Origin of the sequence: Bacillus sp. SH7-1, from assembly GCF_008042405.1 — a bacterium.
GTDB lineage: Bacteria > Bacillota > Bacilli > Bacillales > Bacillaceae_G > Bacillus_A > Bacillus_A thuringiensis_N.
This window is the reverse complement of sequence record NZ_QNUD01000015.1, coordinates 223,722-240,825: the sequence shown is the minus strand read 5'-3', so window position 1 is coordinate 240,825 and position 17,104 is coordinate 223,722. Positions and strand designations below refer to the sequence as shown.

The window sequence follows — 17,104 nt, the reverse complement described above, 5'->3', positions numbered from 1 at the left end:
GAAGGGTTATGACGGTGTTATATAATAAAAAAGTACACGCATATGTGACAAGAGAAAATGAGGGAGTTATGCAACTGCTTGTTTTTAAACATCGTGATATACCTGAAGCTGGTATACAAATACCAGGAGGAACAGTGGAAGAAGGGGAAACATTAGAAGCAGCGATTTTACGTGAAGTACAAGAAGAGACTGGATTACGTCATTTATGCATAGAACGATTCCTAGCTGATTACATCATACATGTGAAAGAAAAAAAGGAATATCAAAAACGCCATTTCTTCCACGTAACATTACTAACAGATGTAAAAGATAGTTGGGAACATATTGTAAGTGCCGGTGAGGAAGATGAAGGCTTAGTATTTTGCTACGAATGGATTGGTATTGCAAAATGCCCTGGATTAGCTGGGAAACAAGGTGAGTTTTTACATTTGTTAGATGAAGTATACGCACAGTAATAAAAGAGTCTGAAACGTAAATTCATTCGTTTCAGACTTTTTTTATTTTTCAGTAAATAAAAGGTTTTTATATTGGTAAGTTGAATTTAATTAAAGGGATTGTAATTGTATATGCGAGGAGTGAAAAAATGAAAAAGTAATAGAGACATATTATCAATAAAAGGTTTTATAGAAGGAGAATGAAAATGGAGATGCAGTTCAAGTCACTATTACAAAAAGAATTAACAATTCATGAGATACAAGCTGCGATGGAAGATGGAAAGTTAACTTCAAAAGAATTAGTCATGTATTATCTTCATAGAATTGCAAAGTATGATCAAGACGGACCTAAAATCAATTCGATTTTAGAAATCAATCCAGACGCTATCTTTATTGCAGAAGCTTTGGATTGTGAAAGAAAAACAAAAGGTGTAAGAGGTCCATTACACGGTGTACCTGTGTTACTTAAGGACAATATTGAAACGAATGATTCTATGCATACAAGTGCAGGTACGATTGCACTAGAACAAAATATAAGTAGTGAAGATGCATTTCTCGTTACGAAACTGCGAGAAGCAGGAGCAGTGATAATAGGAAAAACAAATATGACAGAATTAGCAAATGGAATGTCTTTTGACATGTGGGCTGGATATAGTGCAAGAGGTGGGCAAACAATAAACCCTTACGGTACAGGAGAGGATGATATGTTTGTTGGAGGCTCAAGTACAGGGTCTGCCATAGCAGTTGCCGCAAATTTTACAGTAGTATCTGTTGGAACAGAAACAGATGGTTCTATATTGAGTCCAGCTGTTCAAAACTCTGTAGTCGGTATTAAACCGACTGTTGGTCTAATTAGTCGTAGAGGCATTATTCCGCTTACTTATTCGCAGGATACAGCGGGACCATTTGCTAGAACGGTAACAGATGCGGCTATTTTGTTAGGGAGTTTAACTGGGTTAGACGACAAGGATGTAGCTACTCATAAAAGTGAAGGTATAGCAGAGCATGATTATACAAAATACCTTGATGTTAATGGTTTAAATGGAGCGAAGATTGGTGTATATAGCAATGCACCAAAAGAGTATTATGAAACTGGTGAGTATGATGAAAAATTGTTTAAGGAAACGATTGAAGTATTGCGTAGTGAGGGTGCGACAGTAGTAGAGGATATAAATATTCCGTCTTTTCATAGAGAATGGAGCTGGGGTGTATCGCTCTATGAATTAAAGCATAGTTTAGATAACTATCTTTCTAAATTACCTTCTGCGATTCCAGTGCATTCTATTTCAGAGTTAATGGAGTTTAATGAAAATATAGCAGAAAGAGCTCTGAAATATGGACAAACTAAGTTGGAGAGAAGAAAAGATGTTTCTAATACGTTAAGAAATCCAGAATATTTAAATGCAAGATTAGAAGATATATATTTTTCACAAGAACAAGGCATTGATTTTGCACTGGAAAAATATAATCTTGATGCGATTCTTTTCCCTTCTTATATAGGCTCCACTATATGTGCGAAAGCAGGTTATCCGTCTATAGCAATACCTGCAGGATATATGGAGAACGGAAGACCTTTTGGGATTACTCTTGCAAGTACGGCTTTTAGTGAAGGAATATTAATTAAGGTAGCATATGCATTTGAACAAGCGACAAAACATAGAAAAATTCCGGGTTTGTCATAAATAGAATATACAAAAAGGACAGGAATGCCTGTCCTTTTTGCTTTATTGATTACATTGAAATATCTTTTTGATCTGTCTTATGATATTTTAATAGGCTAAAAGATAAACAAGCAGAACATAAAATAAGAAAAGAAGCGATGATATAAATTGTACGAACACCGAACATATCAGTAATAATGCCAACGCTAAGCATAGAAAGACCAGAAGCTGTCGAGAGGAGTGCACCATGAGCTGTATACATTTTTGACAATAAAGTAGGGGCAACACTTGATTGTAGCACTGTCGTTTGAGAAATATCTCTAATTTGATAACATGGACCCATTAGAACACATAGAAAAAGCGCAATAAACCCACTACTCGTCATACCATATAAAAATGTAAGAAGACTAAACAGAAGAGAGCCTATCGCCATGGAGCGTATTAAATTGTTTTGAATGTATGTACTCATTTTCCACGCTAATAGCCCGCCAATTAACGTCCCAACATAATAACTTGTATTAATATATCCCCACCATTCTTCTCCTTTATGAAGAACAGTTGTTACATAAGCTATCGTAATAGCGCCGATCCATATTGTCCCTGCGAATGTTTCAATTAAGTCCATACATGTAACTGTACGGAGAGTAGGATTTTGAAATAAGAGTTTCCAACCTTCCAATAAAGCGGCACCTTTTGAAGAAGAAGGCTCTATTACTAGTTCATTATGTATGGAACGTAATGAAAAGTGTAGTGCAACAAATCCGAAAATCATCAAAATGTTATTTATCATGAGTGTAGAAGTAGCGCCGATAAGAAGAACAATAACACTTGTAAATGAATAAGCAGCGGCTTGCGCAATTTGTATGGAAAAGGAAAAAATACTATTTACTTTTACTAAATTTTCTTGTGGTGTAAGGCGGGGGAGAATACTGTATAGTAATGGAGCGCTCCAACCACTACATAATGAAATGAAAAAAATGAAAAAGAATAGTGCTACAATGTTTGTGGAAAGGACCGGGAATAATATCATTAATAAAAATAATAGAGCAGTTTTTGACCATTGTAGTGTAAACAGTAATGAATAAGACGGAAAACGATTCATTATAAGTGGTGAAGATGTATTTGCTATAAGATTTGTAATAACTTGTAATAATGGAAAGAGAGCAGTTAATGTAGCTGACTTAGTTGTGATATACATATGAGTTGTAATAATCATTACGTATACGATGTCAGCGAGAGTAATGCATATTTTCGATCCTAAATAGTAAGTTAATGAACGAGTTTGCAATAAGCACACCACCTTCCTAGAAAGTAATATTTTAGTAGTTATAATAATTATAAATTAAAAAATAAATTTTGAAAGAATTAAATTTTTTGTCACTTTTTGAAAGGGAATTTCATGTATAATGAAGAATATATTAATATAGTATTTTAATAATACTCATTGTAACAGTGAATATGTACAATAGCTTGTAGTAAGAGCCCACGTATTAGAAAGGGCGGATAAACCATTCTTTTCTTCATATACATATAGAAAATGAGAAAGAAAGTGAGGGTTGCATATGGCTGCTTGGGTAATTTGGTTTATAATAGCTGGTATTTTATTTATTGCAGAAATGTTGTCGATTACGTTTTACATGCTTTGGCTTGGAATTGGAGCTGTTGTCGGAGGTCTTATTGCTTTATTTGCTCCTGATGCTCTATTTTTACAAGTTATTGTTGGCGCGATTGTAAGTTTAACATTGACTTTCTTCACAAAAAGAATCTCAAAAAACTTCCGAGAAGCAAAAGGTTTTACTGATACAGTAGATATGCTAGTCGGTAAAAAAGGCATTATTATGCAAGCGATTACAAACGAAACGAATGGTATTGTGAAGGTGGATGGAGATACTTGGACAGCTATTGCGGATGATCCAATTGATGCTGGAGAAAAAGTTATTGTTATAAAGAGGCATAGTACTATATTACAAGTGAAAAAGGAGAGTGAATAACTATGGTAGTAGGATTAACATTAACCATTATTTTCGCACTAATTGTTGTTACATTTATCGCATTAACAATTAAGATTATTCCGCAGCAAAAAGTTGGAGTCGTTGAAAGGTTTGGTAAGTTTCAACGTATTATGCAGCCAGGATTAAATTTATTAATACCAATTGTGGATCGCGTTCGTGTATATCACGACTTACGTATTCAACAAACGAATGTACCACCGCAGAAGGTAATTACGAAAGATAATGTACAAGTAGAAATTGATACAATTATTTTCTATCAAATTGTGGAACCAGAACTTGCGACATATGGTATTTCGAACTATGAATATGGTGTTCGTAACATTACTTCTGCAACGATGCGTCAAATTATTGGTAAAATGGAACTTGATGAAACATTATCTGGTCGTGAAAAAATTTCAACAGAAATTCGCTTAGCGCTTGATGAAGCAACAGAAAAATGGGGCGTTCGTATTGAACGTGTTGAAGTAGTAGATATTAACCCACCAAAAGATGTGCAAGCATCAATGGAAAAACAAATGAAAGCAGAACGTAATAAACGTGCGATTATTTTAGAGGCTGAAGCTGCAAAACAAGATAAAGTCCTTCGTGCTGAAGGGGAAAAGCAAAGTAAAATCTTAATGGCTGAAGGGGATAAAGAAGCACGTATCAGAGAAGCTGAAGGGTTAAAAGAAGCAAAAGAATTAGAAGCGCAAGGGGAAGCAAGAGCGATTGAGGAAATTGCAAAAGCAGAACAAAATCGAATTGAATTACTTCGTGAAGCGAATCTAGATGAGCGTATACTTGCTTACAAATCATTTGAATCATTAGCTGAAGTTGCAAAAGGGCCAGCAAACAAAGTCTTTATTCCGTCTAATGCAATTGAAACACTTGGTACTCTCGGGGCAATTGGAGAAATCTTTAAAGAAAAACAAGTGAAGAAACTACCTTCAAATGATACAGAAAAAGAACAATAAGAGTGAAAAAGAGAAATGGGATGCCATTTCTCTTTTTATTTTCATCATTGTTTTAATTTATATATTAAATAGGTGAGGAACGGGGAATCGTTCCTTTTTCATATTCACTAAAAAAATTTTAAGATTTCATATTATGAAATAAAGGAGATTCTGTAAGAAATAAAATTGATATAATAATTGAAAATTCAGTCATCTAGTGAAGTTTTTAAACTTTTTAGTATATTATTATTGGAAATTGGAGGGGATAGAATGGCAATTAGAACAGGGGAACAGTATATTGAAGGATTGAGAAAAAGAAATCCTGAAATTTGGATTGGAGGAAGAAAAGTAACGGATGTAGTAAATGAAGATGTTTTTCGTGAACCAATTTTACAAATTGCAAACTTATATGATATGCAGCACAATCCAGAATATCAAGATAAGATTACTCATATATGCGAAGAGACAGGAGAAAGGGTATCAAATGCATTTTTAGTACCGAAAAATTATGAAGATTTAAAAGTACGCCGTGAATTATTTGAAGTGTGGGCAAAAGCTACTTATGGTTTAATGGGGAGAACACCTGATTTTTTAAATGTAACGATTACTTCGATGGCAAGTAATTCGTGGTTTTTTGAGAAGTTTAATCCAGAATGGGGAGTGAATATAAAAAATTATTATAAACATATCAGGGACAATGATTTGTTTTTAACACACGCAATTATTAATCCGCAAAATGATCGGAGTAAGGCTTCTCATCAACAAGAAGATGAAACGATGCATTTAGGGGTAGTAAGTGAAACAGCAGAAGGAATGTATGTTAGTGGTGCTAAAATGTTAGCGACACTGGCGCCGATTACGGATGAGGTAATAATATATTCCTATCCAAGCTTTAAACCAGGTGATGAACGTCATGCAATTTCTTTTGCAGTTCCAATTGACGCACCAGGTCTAAGAATTCTATGTCGTGAGCCAATGCAAGATGGAAAACGATCTCTATTTGATCATCCACTTGCATCAAGGTTTGAGGAAATGGATGCATTACTAGTATTTCATAATGTGTTTATCCCGTGGGATAAAGTATTTATTTATCAAAGTGTGGAAGCTGGGAATCAATTGTATCCTAAAACCGGAATTGGTCATCAACCAGCTCATCAATCTGGGGTAAGAGGGTTAGTAAAACTATCTTTTGCTGCTGAAGTAGCTATGAAATTAGCAGATTCGATTGGAGTAGATGGGTTTTTAAATGTACAAAATCAGTTAGCGGAGCTTATGCAAGATGTTGAAACGATACGCGCTCTCTTGCAAGTAGCTGAATATGAGTATGAAACGAATTCATATGGAGAAGTTATTCCTGCGAGGCTGCCGCTTGATACGATACGCAGTTTATTACCTAAGATGTATCCACGGGCAATTGAGATAATTCAAACCATAGGTGCTGGTGGATTATTAATGTCACCGACAGGTGCTGATTTTATGAACCCCGAGATTCAAGATGATATGCAAAAATATTATATCGGGCGTGAAGGAGTATCCTCTGAGGAACGGGTTCGTTTGTTTAAATTAGCATGGGACTTATGTGGTGAGGCTTTTGGACAACGGTTATTACAATATGAGCGTTATTATTCTGGAGATCCGGTGCGTAAAATGGGAATGTTTTATAATGCGTACAAAAAACAACAAACTTTTTCACTTGTGAACAATGCACTGCAATCGAGTTCATCTGAAGGAGCCTTAAGTTAAACAAAAATGTTTGCGCTTACATTTTTGTTTGAAAAGGAAGGAGCAATAGATGAAAACAAGAATTTTACTGTTAGGATGTAAATCTTCTTATATTTTTAACAATATCTAAAACTTGAGAATTGTAACTGGAATAGGGGAGGTAAACGATTTGATCGCTTCTATCAGTAAAATTTGTAAAATTCTAAATTGTTTTACGAGCAATGAGCCTGTGCTGGGTAATTCGGAAATAGCGGAAAAGCTAAATATGAATGCGAGTACGGTTCACCATCTTGTTCGTACGTTGTGTGCAGAAGGAATGCTCATACAAGATGAGCAAAGAAAATATAGATTAGGTTGGAAATTGTTAGAGTGGGGAAATCAAGTCATGTTTCAGCAAGAGATTTATAGTGGAGCGATTCCACTTGTTGAAGAGCTTGTAAGAAATTTTAGTGGTACTGTGCATATCGGTATGTTTGATCGTGGTGATGTTGTATTTATATTGAAAGTTTCATCAAAGGAGTCCGTTCAAATCTCAACGCACGTTGGATCAAGAGAACCTGCGTATTGTACAAGCACAGGGAAAGTACTGCTTTCATTTCATTCAACTCCGTTAGAATATACTTCAGAAAAAGGGCTTTTACCAAGAGCGCCTAATACAATTACTTGCGTCAAACAATTCCAGACAGAGTTACAAAAGATTCGTAAACAAGGTTATTCAATTAGTGATAATGAAAATGAGCATGGATTGTATGGGATTGCAGCTCCTATTCGATCTTATACTGGGAGAACCATTGCGGCGCTTAATATTGTTGGGCCTATATCGTATATGCAGGGAAGTAATCGTGAAATCATAATTCAAAGTGTGATGAATACGGCAAATTTGATTTCCAAGGAATTTGGCTATTTGGAAATTTAACTTTAGAAGAAAAGAGGTGAGAATCATTTATATACATGAGCAGTGTATACCGAAATTAAAGAAATCTATTGTTTCAATTGGTGCTTTTGATGGTGTACATAAAGGTCATCAAGCGGTTATTAAAAATGCGGTTGAGAAGGCAAAAGCATTAAAGATAACAAACGTTGTGTATACATTTGATCCACCACCACGTTCATATTTTCAAGGAGCGCAAGTATTAACGACTATTGATGAGAAGGTGAAACATCTTCAAAACCTTGGTGTTGAACATGTAATTGTAATTCGGTTTGATCAGTCTTATATAAACAAAAGCGCAAGTTGTTTTATTCAAGAAATAAAAAGGTTAAGCCCTGTAGAAATTTTTATTGGTCAAGATTTTAAATTTGGAAAAAATCGTGAGGGAAATATTGAATTGCTAAGAGAACACTTCAACATTTCTATAGTGAAAGATGTTTGCTGTGATGAAGGTGAGCGAATATCTTCAACGAGAATTAGAGATTATGTCTACCATGGGGATTTGCAAAAGTCTAGCTCTTTACTCGGTTGGTCTTTTTAAAACGATATAAATAAAAAGGAATCATGAGGAGGAAATAATATGTCTAAAACATTGCAATCTTTTAATTTACTAAAATGGATTGATGAGAATAAGGAGTTATTAAAGCCACCAGTAAATAACAAAGTTATTTGGCAAGATTCAGAGTTTATCGCCATGATATTAGGTGGTCCAAATAGAAGACGTGATTTCCACGTAGATCCTTCAGATGAATTTTTCTATCAAATTAAAGGTGAATGTTATGTGGAATGTATTACAGAGGAAGGTAAGCGGGAAGTCGTCACAGTAAAAGAAGGGGATGTATTTATGCTACCAGCTATGGTGCCGCATTCACCACATCGCGTTGCTAACACATATGGGCTCGTAATTGAAAGAAAACGTAGCCAAGGAGAACTTGAGGATTTCGTTTGGTTCTGTGACGAGTGTAATCATGAAATGCATCGTGTACGTGTCCAATTAAATGATATTGAAAAACAAGTAAAAGAAGCGATTCATAGTTTTAATTCAAATAAAGAAATTCGAGCATGTAAAAACTGCGGTCATATTATGCCAGAGGAAGTGGAGGAATGGAAGTGCGAATAGATTTTCATACACATATTATTCCTGAAACTTTTCCAGATTTTGAAGAGAAGTTTGGTGGCGGTCGTTGGCCGATATTAAATCGGACTTGTACATGTGGTGCAAGTATTATGGTTGGAGGTAAAAATTTTCGTGACGTGACAGACCAAGTATGGTGTCCTAAGAAAAGAATTGAAGATATGGATCGTGAAGGTGTTGATATTCAAGTTTTATCGCCAATCCCAGTTACATTTTCATATTGGGCAAAACCAGAGGAAGCTGAAAGTATGGCACGTATTCAAAATGATTTTATTGCAGAAACAGTTTTAGCATATCCAGATCGTTTTGTAGGGTTAGGAACGGTTCCGATGCAAGATGGAGAAACTGCAATTCGTGAAATGGAGCGTTGCATAACGGAATTAAATTTACATGGTATTGAAATTGGTACAAATGTAAATGGTAAAAATTTAGATGACCCATCGTTTATTGAATTCTTTCGAATGGCTGAAAAATGGCAAGTTCCAATTTTTATTCATCCATGGGAGACATTAGGGCGGGATAGAATGCCACATCATAATTTTATGTACACAGTAGGGATGCCGAGTGAAACGGCACTTGCGGCAGCTACATTAATATGGAGTGGGATAATGGAGAAGTTTCCACGGCTAAAGGTTTGTTTTGCGCATGGCGGCGGATCTTTCCCATATATTTTGCCAAGGTTAGATCAAGGCTGGAAAGTATGGCCGCATTTACGATTGACTACGCATCCTCCTAGTTATTATGCAAAGAAATTTTATTTTGATTCTTTAAATTATGATCCTATTAATTTGAAATATATGATTGAAAGATTTGGGCATGAAAAGATTTTCATGGGTTCAGATTATCCGTTTTTATTGCGAGAAGTTGACCCGGGAAAGGTGATTGATGAAACAGCCAGTTTATCAGAGGAACAAAAGGCAGCGATGCTTGGGGGGAATGCTGCGGAATTTTTAAATATTGATATAAAAAAACGAGGTGTAGCATATGCAGAGAGTACAAACACCTGAGGATAAACTAAGTGAATTGGGAATTACACTACCAGCTATTCGCCCAGCAGTTGGAAATTATGTTAGTTGTGTAAGAGTAGGTAACTTACTATTTACTGCTGGACAAGGTGTAGATGAGTATCACGGGAAATTAGGAAAAGATATTTCCATTGATGAAGGATATAAAGCGGCAAGGCAATCGATGTTGAATTTGTTAAGTGTTGTGAAAAATGAACTAGGTGATTTAAATAAGGTAAAACGAATTGTAAAAATACTTGGTTTTGTAAATAGTACAGAAGATTTTATTAATCAGCCAAAAGTAATGAACGGGGCATCGGATGTATTAGTAGATATTTTTGGAGAAAAAGGAAAACATGCTCGTTCTGCAGTCGGTATGGCTCAGTTACCTAATAATACAACAATTGAAATTGAGATGGTTTTAGAAATTGAGGAATAGGAGGTAAAGAAGATGAACAAAGAATTATTAGCTGACAAACTAAAAGTGAAAGATGCGAAATTGTTTATTGATGGACAATACGTGGATTCTGTATGTGGTGAAACGTTTGATACATTCAATCCAGCGACGAATAGAAAGCTTGCATCTATTGCAAAGGCAAATGAAGAGGACACCAAAAGAGCAATTGATGTGGCGGAACGTACATTTAAAAGTGGCATTTGGAGTAAAATGCCAGTGGAAGAACGCTCACATATTTTATGTAGAATGTCGGATTTAATTATGGAAAGAGTAGATGAACTAGCATATATAGAAACTCTCGATGTTGGAAAACCAATTAAAGAAAGTAAAGGCTTCGATATACCACGTTCGGCTCATAATTTTCGTTTCTTTGCTGAAATGGCTAAATATATGGTGCACGAGCACTATGACAAACATAACTTTATGTCATATGCAAAGTATGCTCCTGCGGGAGTGACAAGTTTAATCATTCCTTGGAATTTGCCATTTATGCAAATGACGTGGAAAGCATCAGCTGCACTTGCTTCTGGTAATACTGTTGTTGTTAAACCGGCCTCCTATACTCCATTAAGCGCAGTTATGCTTGGTGAAATTGCAAATGATGCAGGATTACCACCAGGTGTACTTAATATTATTACAGGTCCTGGGAGTACCGTCGGGACAAAAATGACAACACATCCAGCTGTTAGAAGAATTTCATTTGTTGGAGAAAGTAATACAGGCAAGACAATTATGCGGAATGCAGCAGAAAACTTAATACCTGTTTCATTAGAATTAGGAGGTAAATCAGCAAATATCGTATTTGAAGATGCAGATCTAGATGAAGCGGTACAAGGATCGATTGAAGCTATTTATCGGAACCAAGGAGAAATTTGTTTAGCTGGTTCAAGATTACTTGTGCAAGAAAGTGTATATGAACAGTTTTTAGAGAAATTTGTAGCGGCTGTAAAAAGAATAAAAGTTGGAGATCCCCTTTCTGAAGATACAGATATGGGAGCGCTTGTATCAAAATCTCATTTAGAAACAGTTGATCGCTATGTAGAAATAGGAATTTCAGAAGGGGCAAAATTAGCCTACGGTGGAAAAAGAGTAGAGAGTCTAGTAGAAGGAAACTTTTATAAACCTACTATTCTATATGATGTTGATAACAGTATGCGTGTAGCACAGGAAGAAATATTTGGTCCAGTGCTAGTTGTTATTCCATTTAAAACGGAGGAGGATGCAATTCGCATTGCGAATGATTCCATTTATGGACTAGCTGGAGTTGTTTGGACAAATGACCTTAGACGAGCGCAACGGGTGGTTGCACAAATTGATTCAGGCTTACTATGGATTAATTGTTGGTATGTCCGAGATTTACGTACTCCATTTGGAGGTTCGAAGGCAAGTGGAATTGGTAGAGAAGGTGGACGTCATAGTTTCGAATTTTATACGGAAGCTAAGACGGTAACGATGAAATTATAAGGATAATATTTTAACTTAATATACAAAGAGCTCCCATCTAATGTTCATAAAAATAAGGAGATGGGTGGGGGCTAGTTAAACTGTAAAGGATTGAGGATATATAAATTTAAAAATGAGGTGAGAGCAATTGTTAATTAAAGAATTAGCTGATGAACTATTACAGGCTGAAGATTCACGTGTAGGGATACCTCCTTTTAATGAGAGATATGCTAATTTATCGGTTAAGGATGCTTATAATATTCAGCTTGAGGTAGTAGAAAGAAAGCTGAAGAACGGGCGTTATGTAATCGGAAAGAAAGTTGGACTTACGAGTGTTGCGATGCAGCAGATGCTTGGGGTAAATGAACCAGATTATGGACATTTGTTAGATGACATGAAAATAGAAAATGGAAGTACAATCTCAATAAGTTCTTTTGTATCCCCGAAAATAGAAGCAGAAATAGGATTTGTTTTAGAGAAAGATTTAAAAGGGCCTAATATTACATACATTGATGTACTGATGGCAACGAAGTATGTTGTACCTACACTTGAAATAATTGATAGTCGTATTTCCGATTGGAAAATAAAATTGGTCGATACAGTAGCGGATAATGGCTCGTCAGCAAAAGTTGTAATTGGTAATACATTCTCTAGCATCGATAAAGTAGATTTACGTACAACTGGAATGACACTTTATAAAAATAATAGTCTAATTGCAACGGGTGCTGGTGCGGCTGCATTAGGGCATCCTGCACAAGCTATTGCTTGGTTAGCTAATAAACTACATGAATTTAATATTGGATTAAAAGCAGGGGAGTTAATTCTACCAGGTGCGTTATCTGGTGCAGTCACAGTGAATAGTAAAGATAGTATTCAAGCTGACTTCGGGTCACTCGGATCAGTTTCAGTTGCATTCATATAGGTTAAAGTGTTGCGAAAAGGAGGGATAGATGTGAAGAAAATAAAGGCGGCTATAATTGGATCAGGTAATATTGGTACGGATTTAATGTATAAATTAAGAAAAAGTGAAGTTATAGAGCTCAATGCCATGATTGGAATAGATTCAGAATCGGATGGTTTAAAGAGAACGAAAGAAGCCGGATACGAGGTTTTTGATAATGGAATAAAAGCAATTATTGATAATCCAAGCTTAGCTGATATTGTATTTGATGCAACCTCAGCTAAAGCACATAGTTATCATGCGAAAATGTTAGAAGAGCTTGGGAAAATAGTAATTGACTTAACTCCGGCCGCATATGGGCCATTTGTTTGTCCTGCTATTCGAAATAATGACTTTTTAGATAAGCAAAACGTTAATATGATTACGTGCGGGGGACAAGCAACGATCCCGATTGTTCATGCTATTAATGAGGTGGCAAATGTTACATATGCAGAGATAGTTGCTACAATTTCCAGTTTAAGTGCAGGACCAGGTACAAGGGCAAATATCGATGAATTTACAATTACGACAAAGCGTGGAATTGAAGAAATTGGTGGAGCTGACAAGGGGAAGGCGATAATAATATTAAACCCTGCAAAGCCACCTATATTGATGAGAGATACAGTATATTGTGAAGTAAAGGATATGGATGAAGTTTCTATATATGAAGCAATTCATAAGATGGTTGAAGGAGTTAAGACGTATGTTCCCGGTTACTCTTTGAAACAAGAGCCAATGTTTGATGGGAATCGTGTAACTGTATTTTTAGAAGTTGAAGGAGCTGGAGATTATTTTCCTCCTTATGCCGGTAATTTAGATATTATGACAGCGGCGGCATTAAAAGTGGGTGAAGAATTTGCAACGCAAATCATTTCGGAGAAGAAAAGAGGTGTAATGAATGAGGCGAAATAGTGAAAGGCCAGTGAAAATAACGGAAGTTTGTTTACGTGATGGAAGCCATGTAATGAAACATCAATTTACAGAAGAGCAAGTTCGATTTGTAGCAAGGGCATTAGACGAGGCTGGTATGCATTATATTGAAGTGAGCCATGGAGATGGTTTAGGTGGTTCTACCTTACAATATGGAAAGTCATTAGTTAATGAAATGAAACTCATTGAAGCCGCGGTAGATGAGTGCAAGCAAGCTAAAGTAGCTGTCTTGTTAATTCCTGGTATTGGAACGATTTATGAATTAAAGCAAGCTGCAAATATTGGTGCGAAACTTGTTCGTGTAGCAACCCATGTAACAGAAGCTGATGTTTCAGCTCAACATATTCATTTTGCTCGAGAATTAGGTATGGAAGTGTGTGGTTTTTTAATGATGGCTCATTCTGCACCGGTTGAAAAACTAGTAGAACAAGCAAAACTTATGGAGGAGTATGGTGCTGAAGCGGTTTATGTGACTGACTCAGCTGGTGCTTTATTACCGCACGAAGTACGTGAGCGTATTCGTGCATTACGTCAATCTTTGAATATAGAAATCGGTTTCCATGGCCATAATAACCTTTCAGTTGCAGTAGCGAATACAGTTACTGCAATTGAGGAAGGCGCGACACGTATTGACGGAAGTGTACGGTGTCTTGGAGCAGGAGCTGGAAATGCTCAAACAGAAGTATTGCTCGCTGTGTTGGATCGTATGGGATATAAGTTAGATGTAGATTTATATAAGATGATGGACTTAGCTGAGGAGGTTGTTGCTCCTTTATTGCCAGTACCACAAGAAATTCAAAAAGGAAGTCTTGTAATGGGATATGCTGGTGTATACTCTAGCTTTTTATTGCATGCTGAAAGGGCGGCAAGACGCTTTAATGTAGACGCCCGTGATATTTTAATAGAACTTGGAAGAAGAAAAGTAGTTGGTGGACAAGAGGATATGATTTTAGATGTAGCGGCAGAATTAGCAAAGATAAAAACGGGGGTGTAAATGATGGCTTTAGTGAAAGGGGCAGATTTAGAAATTGTGGAGTATTTACTTCAGGCTGAAAAAGGAAGGAAAGAAGTAGTAAAAGTAACGGATAAGCACCCTGATTTAACAGTAGAGGATGCTTATAAATTGCAAAAATGTTTAATTGAACAAAAAATGAGCGAAGGTTCTAAAAGAGTTGGTGTGAAACTTGGATTAACGAGTAAGGCAAAACAACAAATGATGGGGATTAATGAAGCGATTTACGGATATTTGTTGGACGATATGCTAGCGTTCGAATGGGAGCCATTGCAATACGAAACGTTGATTCATCCGAAAGTAGAGCCAGAGATTGCTTTTTTAATAGGTGATGATTTACAGGGGACGAATGTGACAGCTGAGGATGTATTAAAGGCAACGAAATATGTTGCGCCAGCCTTAGAGGTTATTGATAGTAGATATTTAAATTTTAAATTTACATTGCCTGATGTAATAGCAGATAATTGTTCCTCTTCAAAATTTTTGTTAGGAAGTAAATGGATTGATGTTAAAGATATAGATTTAGCTAATATCGGGATGGTTATGTCGAAGAATGGTAAGGTTGCTACAACTGGGACAGGAGCAGCTGTGCTGGGACATCCAGCAGAGGCAATCGCTTGGGCGGTAAATAAACTTGGTTTACAAAATGAAGGATTTAAAAAAGGTGATATTGTATTAAGTGGTGCATTATCTGAAGCGATTGCATTTAAAGCAGGAGATTCCATAATTGCACAATTTGATGATTTAGGAAGTGTAGCGATGTTTTGTGAATAAATAGTAAAGCGAGAGATAAAAATGCCCATTATACAAATTCAAATAATAGAAGGTAGGAAGCAGGAACAAATTCAAAATCTAATATTTGATGTTACAGAGGTAGTTGCGAAAAACTTAGATGTAGATGTTGGACGGGTTCGTGTTTTAGTGAATGAAATCCCAAGTTCGCATTGGGGAGTAGGAGGAAAGTCTAAAGAGTGTTTAAAAGAAATTTAGTTAGGAATAAAAGCAATTTTCATTCTCTTATGAATGGAGGTTGCTTTTATTATTTTGAAAACTTTTAATAATATGTTAAAATTTAGTCTTGGTTTTAAGGAGAAAAGGGGGAATAAACATGCAAATACTACTAATACGCCACGGAGAATCAGAAGCTGATATCTTAAATGTACATGAAGGACGAGCTGATTTTGAATTAACAGAAAAGGGAAGACAACAAGTACAAAGGCTTGTACAGAAAGTGAAAGCAGATTTTCCACCAGATTTCATTTGGGCAAGCACATTAAAACGTGCTCGCGAAACTGGTGAAATGTTAGCAGAAGGAATTGGATGCCCAATTCAATTAGAAGAGGAATTAATGGAGTTTAATAATGGGGTACAAGCCGGGTTGTCATTTGAAGAGGCAAAAAAATATCCAGAGCCAAAATTTCTCCATGATCGTTTTGAAAACGGGGAATCATTTATTGAATTTAGAATGAGAATAGAAGGAATCTTTTCTAAAATCGTGACAGAGAATACATATGACCGAATTGCAATCGTTGCACACGGTGGTGTAATAAATAGTCTATTACGTGCTTTTTTCAAAATGCCCATTTCAATGGACTATTATTTTAAAATGGGAGATACGGGAATAAGCTTAATTGAAATTGATGGCGAACAAAAAACGGTGCATTTTATTAATGATACGAATCATTTGGACGAGATGTAAAGACCCGTGTACAAAGTAGTGTTTTTTGATGTTGACGGTACGCTTTTAAGTGAGATTGATAGAAGTATGCACGAAAGTACAAAAGAAGCGATACAAAGATTAATAGATAAAGGAATTCACGTAGTTGTTACAACAGGGAGACCATATAGCTTATGTTCGCAATTTAAGGAATTAGGCATAAATACGTTTATTTCTGCAAATGGTGCACATATTAAGTGTGAGGAATCAGTTATACATAAATCAGTACTTTCCAGTGAAATCGTACATGATATCTCAGAGTTTGCAGAATTACATGGTCACGGCGTTTCTTATTTTACTGAGGGTTTTACAATGAACGGAATAGCCTCAGATAATGAGCGTGTAATGCAAGCGCTTAGCGAGACGTTAAATTTAGGGGAGTACCCTGAAAAAAGCAAGGATTTGTCTGAAGAGATCTATTGTTTATGTCTGTATGCGGATGAAATAGAATCTCAAAAATTTATTGAAAAATACCCAATGCTTACATTTGACCGTTTTCATGGTTATGTCATAAATGTATTGGAAGATAATAAAGTATCGAAGCTCACCGCAATTCAAAAAGTATTGGAGCATTTAAACATTTGTAAATCAGAAGCAATTGCTTTTGGTGATGGTGGAAACGATATTGAGATGTTGCAATATGTAGGATTAGGAATTGCGATGGGGAATGGCGGAGAAGTACTAAAAACAAAAGCTGATTTCGTTACAAAGAAGGCGAGTGAAGGTGGTATTTTCTTTGCCTTAAAGGAGTTTCGTATTATTTAAAGATAATAG

General features: G+C 36.0%; 19 protein-coding genes. 18 read left to right on the top strand and 1 reads right to left on the bottom strand.

What is annotated here, in order from left to right:
* Positions 1–8 precede the first annotated feature (8 nt).
* Both DN390_RS15085 and DN390_RS15080 read left to right on the top strand, forming a co-directional pair.
* Positions 9–455, top strand: coding sequence for an NUDIX hydrolase (locus DN390_RS15085; protein WP_147807714.1), 447 nt, complete (start codon positions 9–11; stop codon positions 453–455).
* 185 nt (positions 456–640) lie between these two features.
* Positions 641–2,116 (top strand): amidase family protein, encoded by a 1,476-nt coding sequence (locus DN390_RS15080; protein WP_147807713.1) that lies wholly within the window; start codon positions 641–643, stop codon positions 2,114–2,116.
* A gap of 49 nt (positions 2,117–2,165) precedes the next feature.
* Here DN390_RS15080 and DN390_RS15075 read toward each other — a convergent pair whose 3' ends face one another.
* Positions 2,166–3,383 carry an MFS transporter gene (locus tag DN390_RS15075; protein ID WP_147807712.1) on the bottom strand — a complete coding sequence of 406 codons (1,218 nt, stop codon included), beginning with the start codon at positions 3,381–3,383 and terminating at the stop codon, positions 2,166–2,168.
* A gap of 274 nt (positions 3,384–3,657) precedes the next feature.
* Between DN390_RS15075 and DN390_RS15070 the strand changes: the two genes are divergently transcribed.
* From DN390_RS15070 to DN390_RS14995, 16 genes are all read left to right on the top strand, one after another.
* On the top strand, positions 3,658–4,086 hold the full coding sequence (locus DN390_RS15070) for an NfeD family protein (RefSeq protein ID WP_147807711.1): 429 nt from the start codon (positions 3,658–3,660) through the stop codon (positions 4,084–4,086).
* Positions 4,087–4,088: 2 nt separating this feature from the next.
* Positions 4,089–5,060: an SPFH domain-containing protein gene (locus DN390_RS15065; protein ID WP_098608525.1), complete on the top strand. Its 972-nt coding sequence runs from the start codon at positions 4,089–4,091 to the stop codon at positions 5,058–5,060.
* Positions 5,061–5,309: 249 nt separating this feature from the next.
* Positions 5,310–6,782 (top strand): 4-hydroxyphenylacetate 3-hydroxylase family protein, encoded by a 1,473-nt coding sequence (locus DN390_RS15060; protein WP_147807710.1) that lies wholly within the window; start codon positions 5,310–5,312, stop codon positions 6,780–6,782.
* Positions 6,783–6,930: 148 nt separating this feature from the next.
* Positions 6,931–7,677, top strand: coding sequence for an IclR family transcriptional regulator (locus DN390_RS15055; protein ID WP_098608527.1), 747 nt, complete (start codon positions 6,931–6,933; stop codon positions 7,675–7,677).
* Positions 7,678–7,693: 16 nt separating this feature from the next.
* The gene (locus tag DN390_RS15050; protein WP_048552174.1) at positions 7,694–8,233 is read left to right on the top strand and encodes an FAD synthetase family protein; all 540 of its coding nucleotides are present in this window, start codon (positions 7,694–7,696) and stop codon (positions 8,231–8,233) included.
* A gap of 39 nt (positions 8,234–8,272) precedes the next feature.
* Positions 8,273–8,812 (top strand): 3-hydroxyanthranilate 3,4-dioxygenase, encoded by a 540-nt coding sequence (nbaC, locus tag DN390_RS15045; protein ID WP_048552176.1) that lies wholly within the window; start codon positions 8,273–8,275, stop codon positions 8,810–8,812.
* A complete protein-coding gene (locus tag DN390_RS15040; RefSeq protein WP_000453803.1) occupies positions 8,797–9,834 on the top strand; it encodes an amidohydrolase family protein in 1,038 nt (345 codons plus the stop codon). The genes nbaC and DN390_RS15040 overlap by 16 nt, the downstream gene beginning before the upstream one ends.
* Positions 9,812–10,270: a RidA family protein gene (locus tag DN390_RS15035; protein ID WP_147807709.1), complete on the top strand. Its 459-nt coding sequence runs from the start codon at positions 9,812–9,814 to the stop codon at positions 10,268–10,270. Before DN390_RS15040 ends, DN390_RS15035 begins: the two co-directional genes overlap by 23 nt.
* Positions 10,271–10,282: 12 nt before the next feature.
* Entirely contained in the window at positions 10,283–11,752 is a 1,470-nt protein-coding gene (locus DN390_RS15030; RefSeq protein ID WP_098608529.1) for an aldehyde dehydrogenase, read from the top strand.
* A gap of 127 nt (positions 11,753–11,879) precedes the next feature.
* Positions 11,880–12,653 (top strand): 2-keto-4-pentenoate hydratase, encoded by a 774-nt coding sequence (locus DN390_RS15025; protein WP_147807708.1) that lies wholly within the window; start codon positions 11,880–11,882, stop codon positions 12,651–12,653.
* Positions 12,654–12,683: 30 nt separating this feature from the next.
* Positions 12,684–13,583, top strand: coding sequence for an acetaldehyde dehydrogenase (acetylating) (locus tag DN390_RS15020; RefSeq protein ID WP_098608531.1), 900 nt, complete (start codon positions 12,684–12,686; stop codon positions 13,581–13,583).
* A complete protein-coding gene (gene dmpG / locus DN390_RS15015; protein WP_098608532.1) occupies positions 13,570–14,595 on the top strand; it encodes a 4-hydroxy-2-oxovalerate aldolase in 1,026 nt (341 codons plus the stop codon). The genes DN390_RS15020 and dmpG overlap by 14 nt, the downstream gene beginning before the upstream one ends.
* Positions 14,596–14,598: 3 nt before the next feature.
* Positions 14,599–15,387 carry a 2-keto-4-pentenoate hydratase gene (locus DN390_RS15010; protein ID WP_098608559.1) on the top strand — a complete coding sequence of 263 codons (789 nt, stop codon included), beginning with the start codon at positions 14,599–14,601 and terminating at the stop codon, positions 15,385–15,387.
* Between the two features lie 15 nt (positions 15,388–15,402).
* Positions 15,403–15,603 carry a 4-oxalocrotonate tautomerase gene (locus tag DN390_RS15005; RefSeq protein ID WP_254916606.1) on the top strand — a complete coding sequence of 67 codons (201 nt, stop codon included), beginning with the start codon at positions 15,403–15,405 and terminating at the stop codon, positions 15,601–15,603.
* 118 nt (positions 15,604–15,721) lie between these two features.
* Positions 15,722–16,312, top strand: coding sequence for a histidine phosphatase family protein (locus DN390_RS15000; protein ID WP_147807707.1), 591 nt, complete (start codon positions 15,722–15,724; stop codon positions 16,310–16,312).
* Positions 16,313–16,318: 6 nt separating this feature from the next.
* Complete coding sequence (locus DN390_RS14995) at positions 16,319–17,095, top strand: Cof-type HAD-IIB family hydrolase (RefSeq protein WP_098608534.1); 777 nt, start codon at positions 16,319–16,321, stop codon at positions 17,093–17,095.
* Positions 17,096–17,104: the final 9 nt, after the last annotated feature.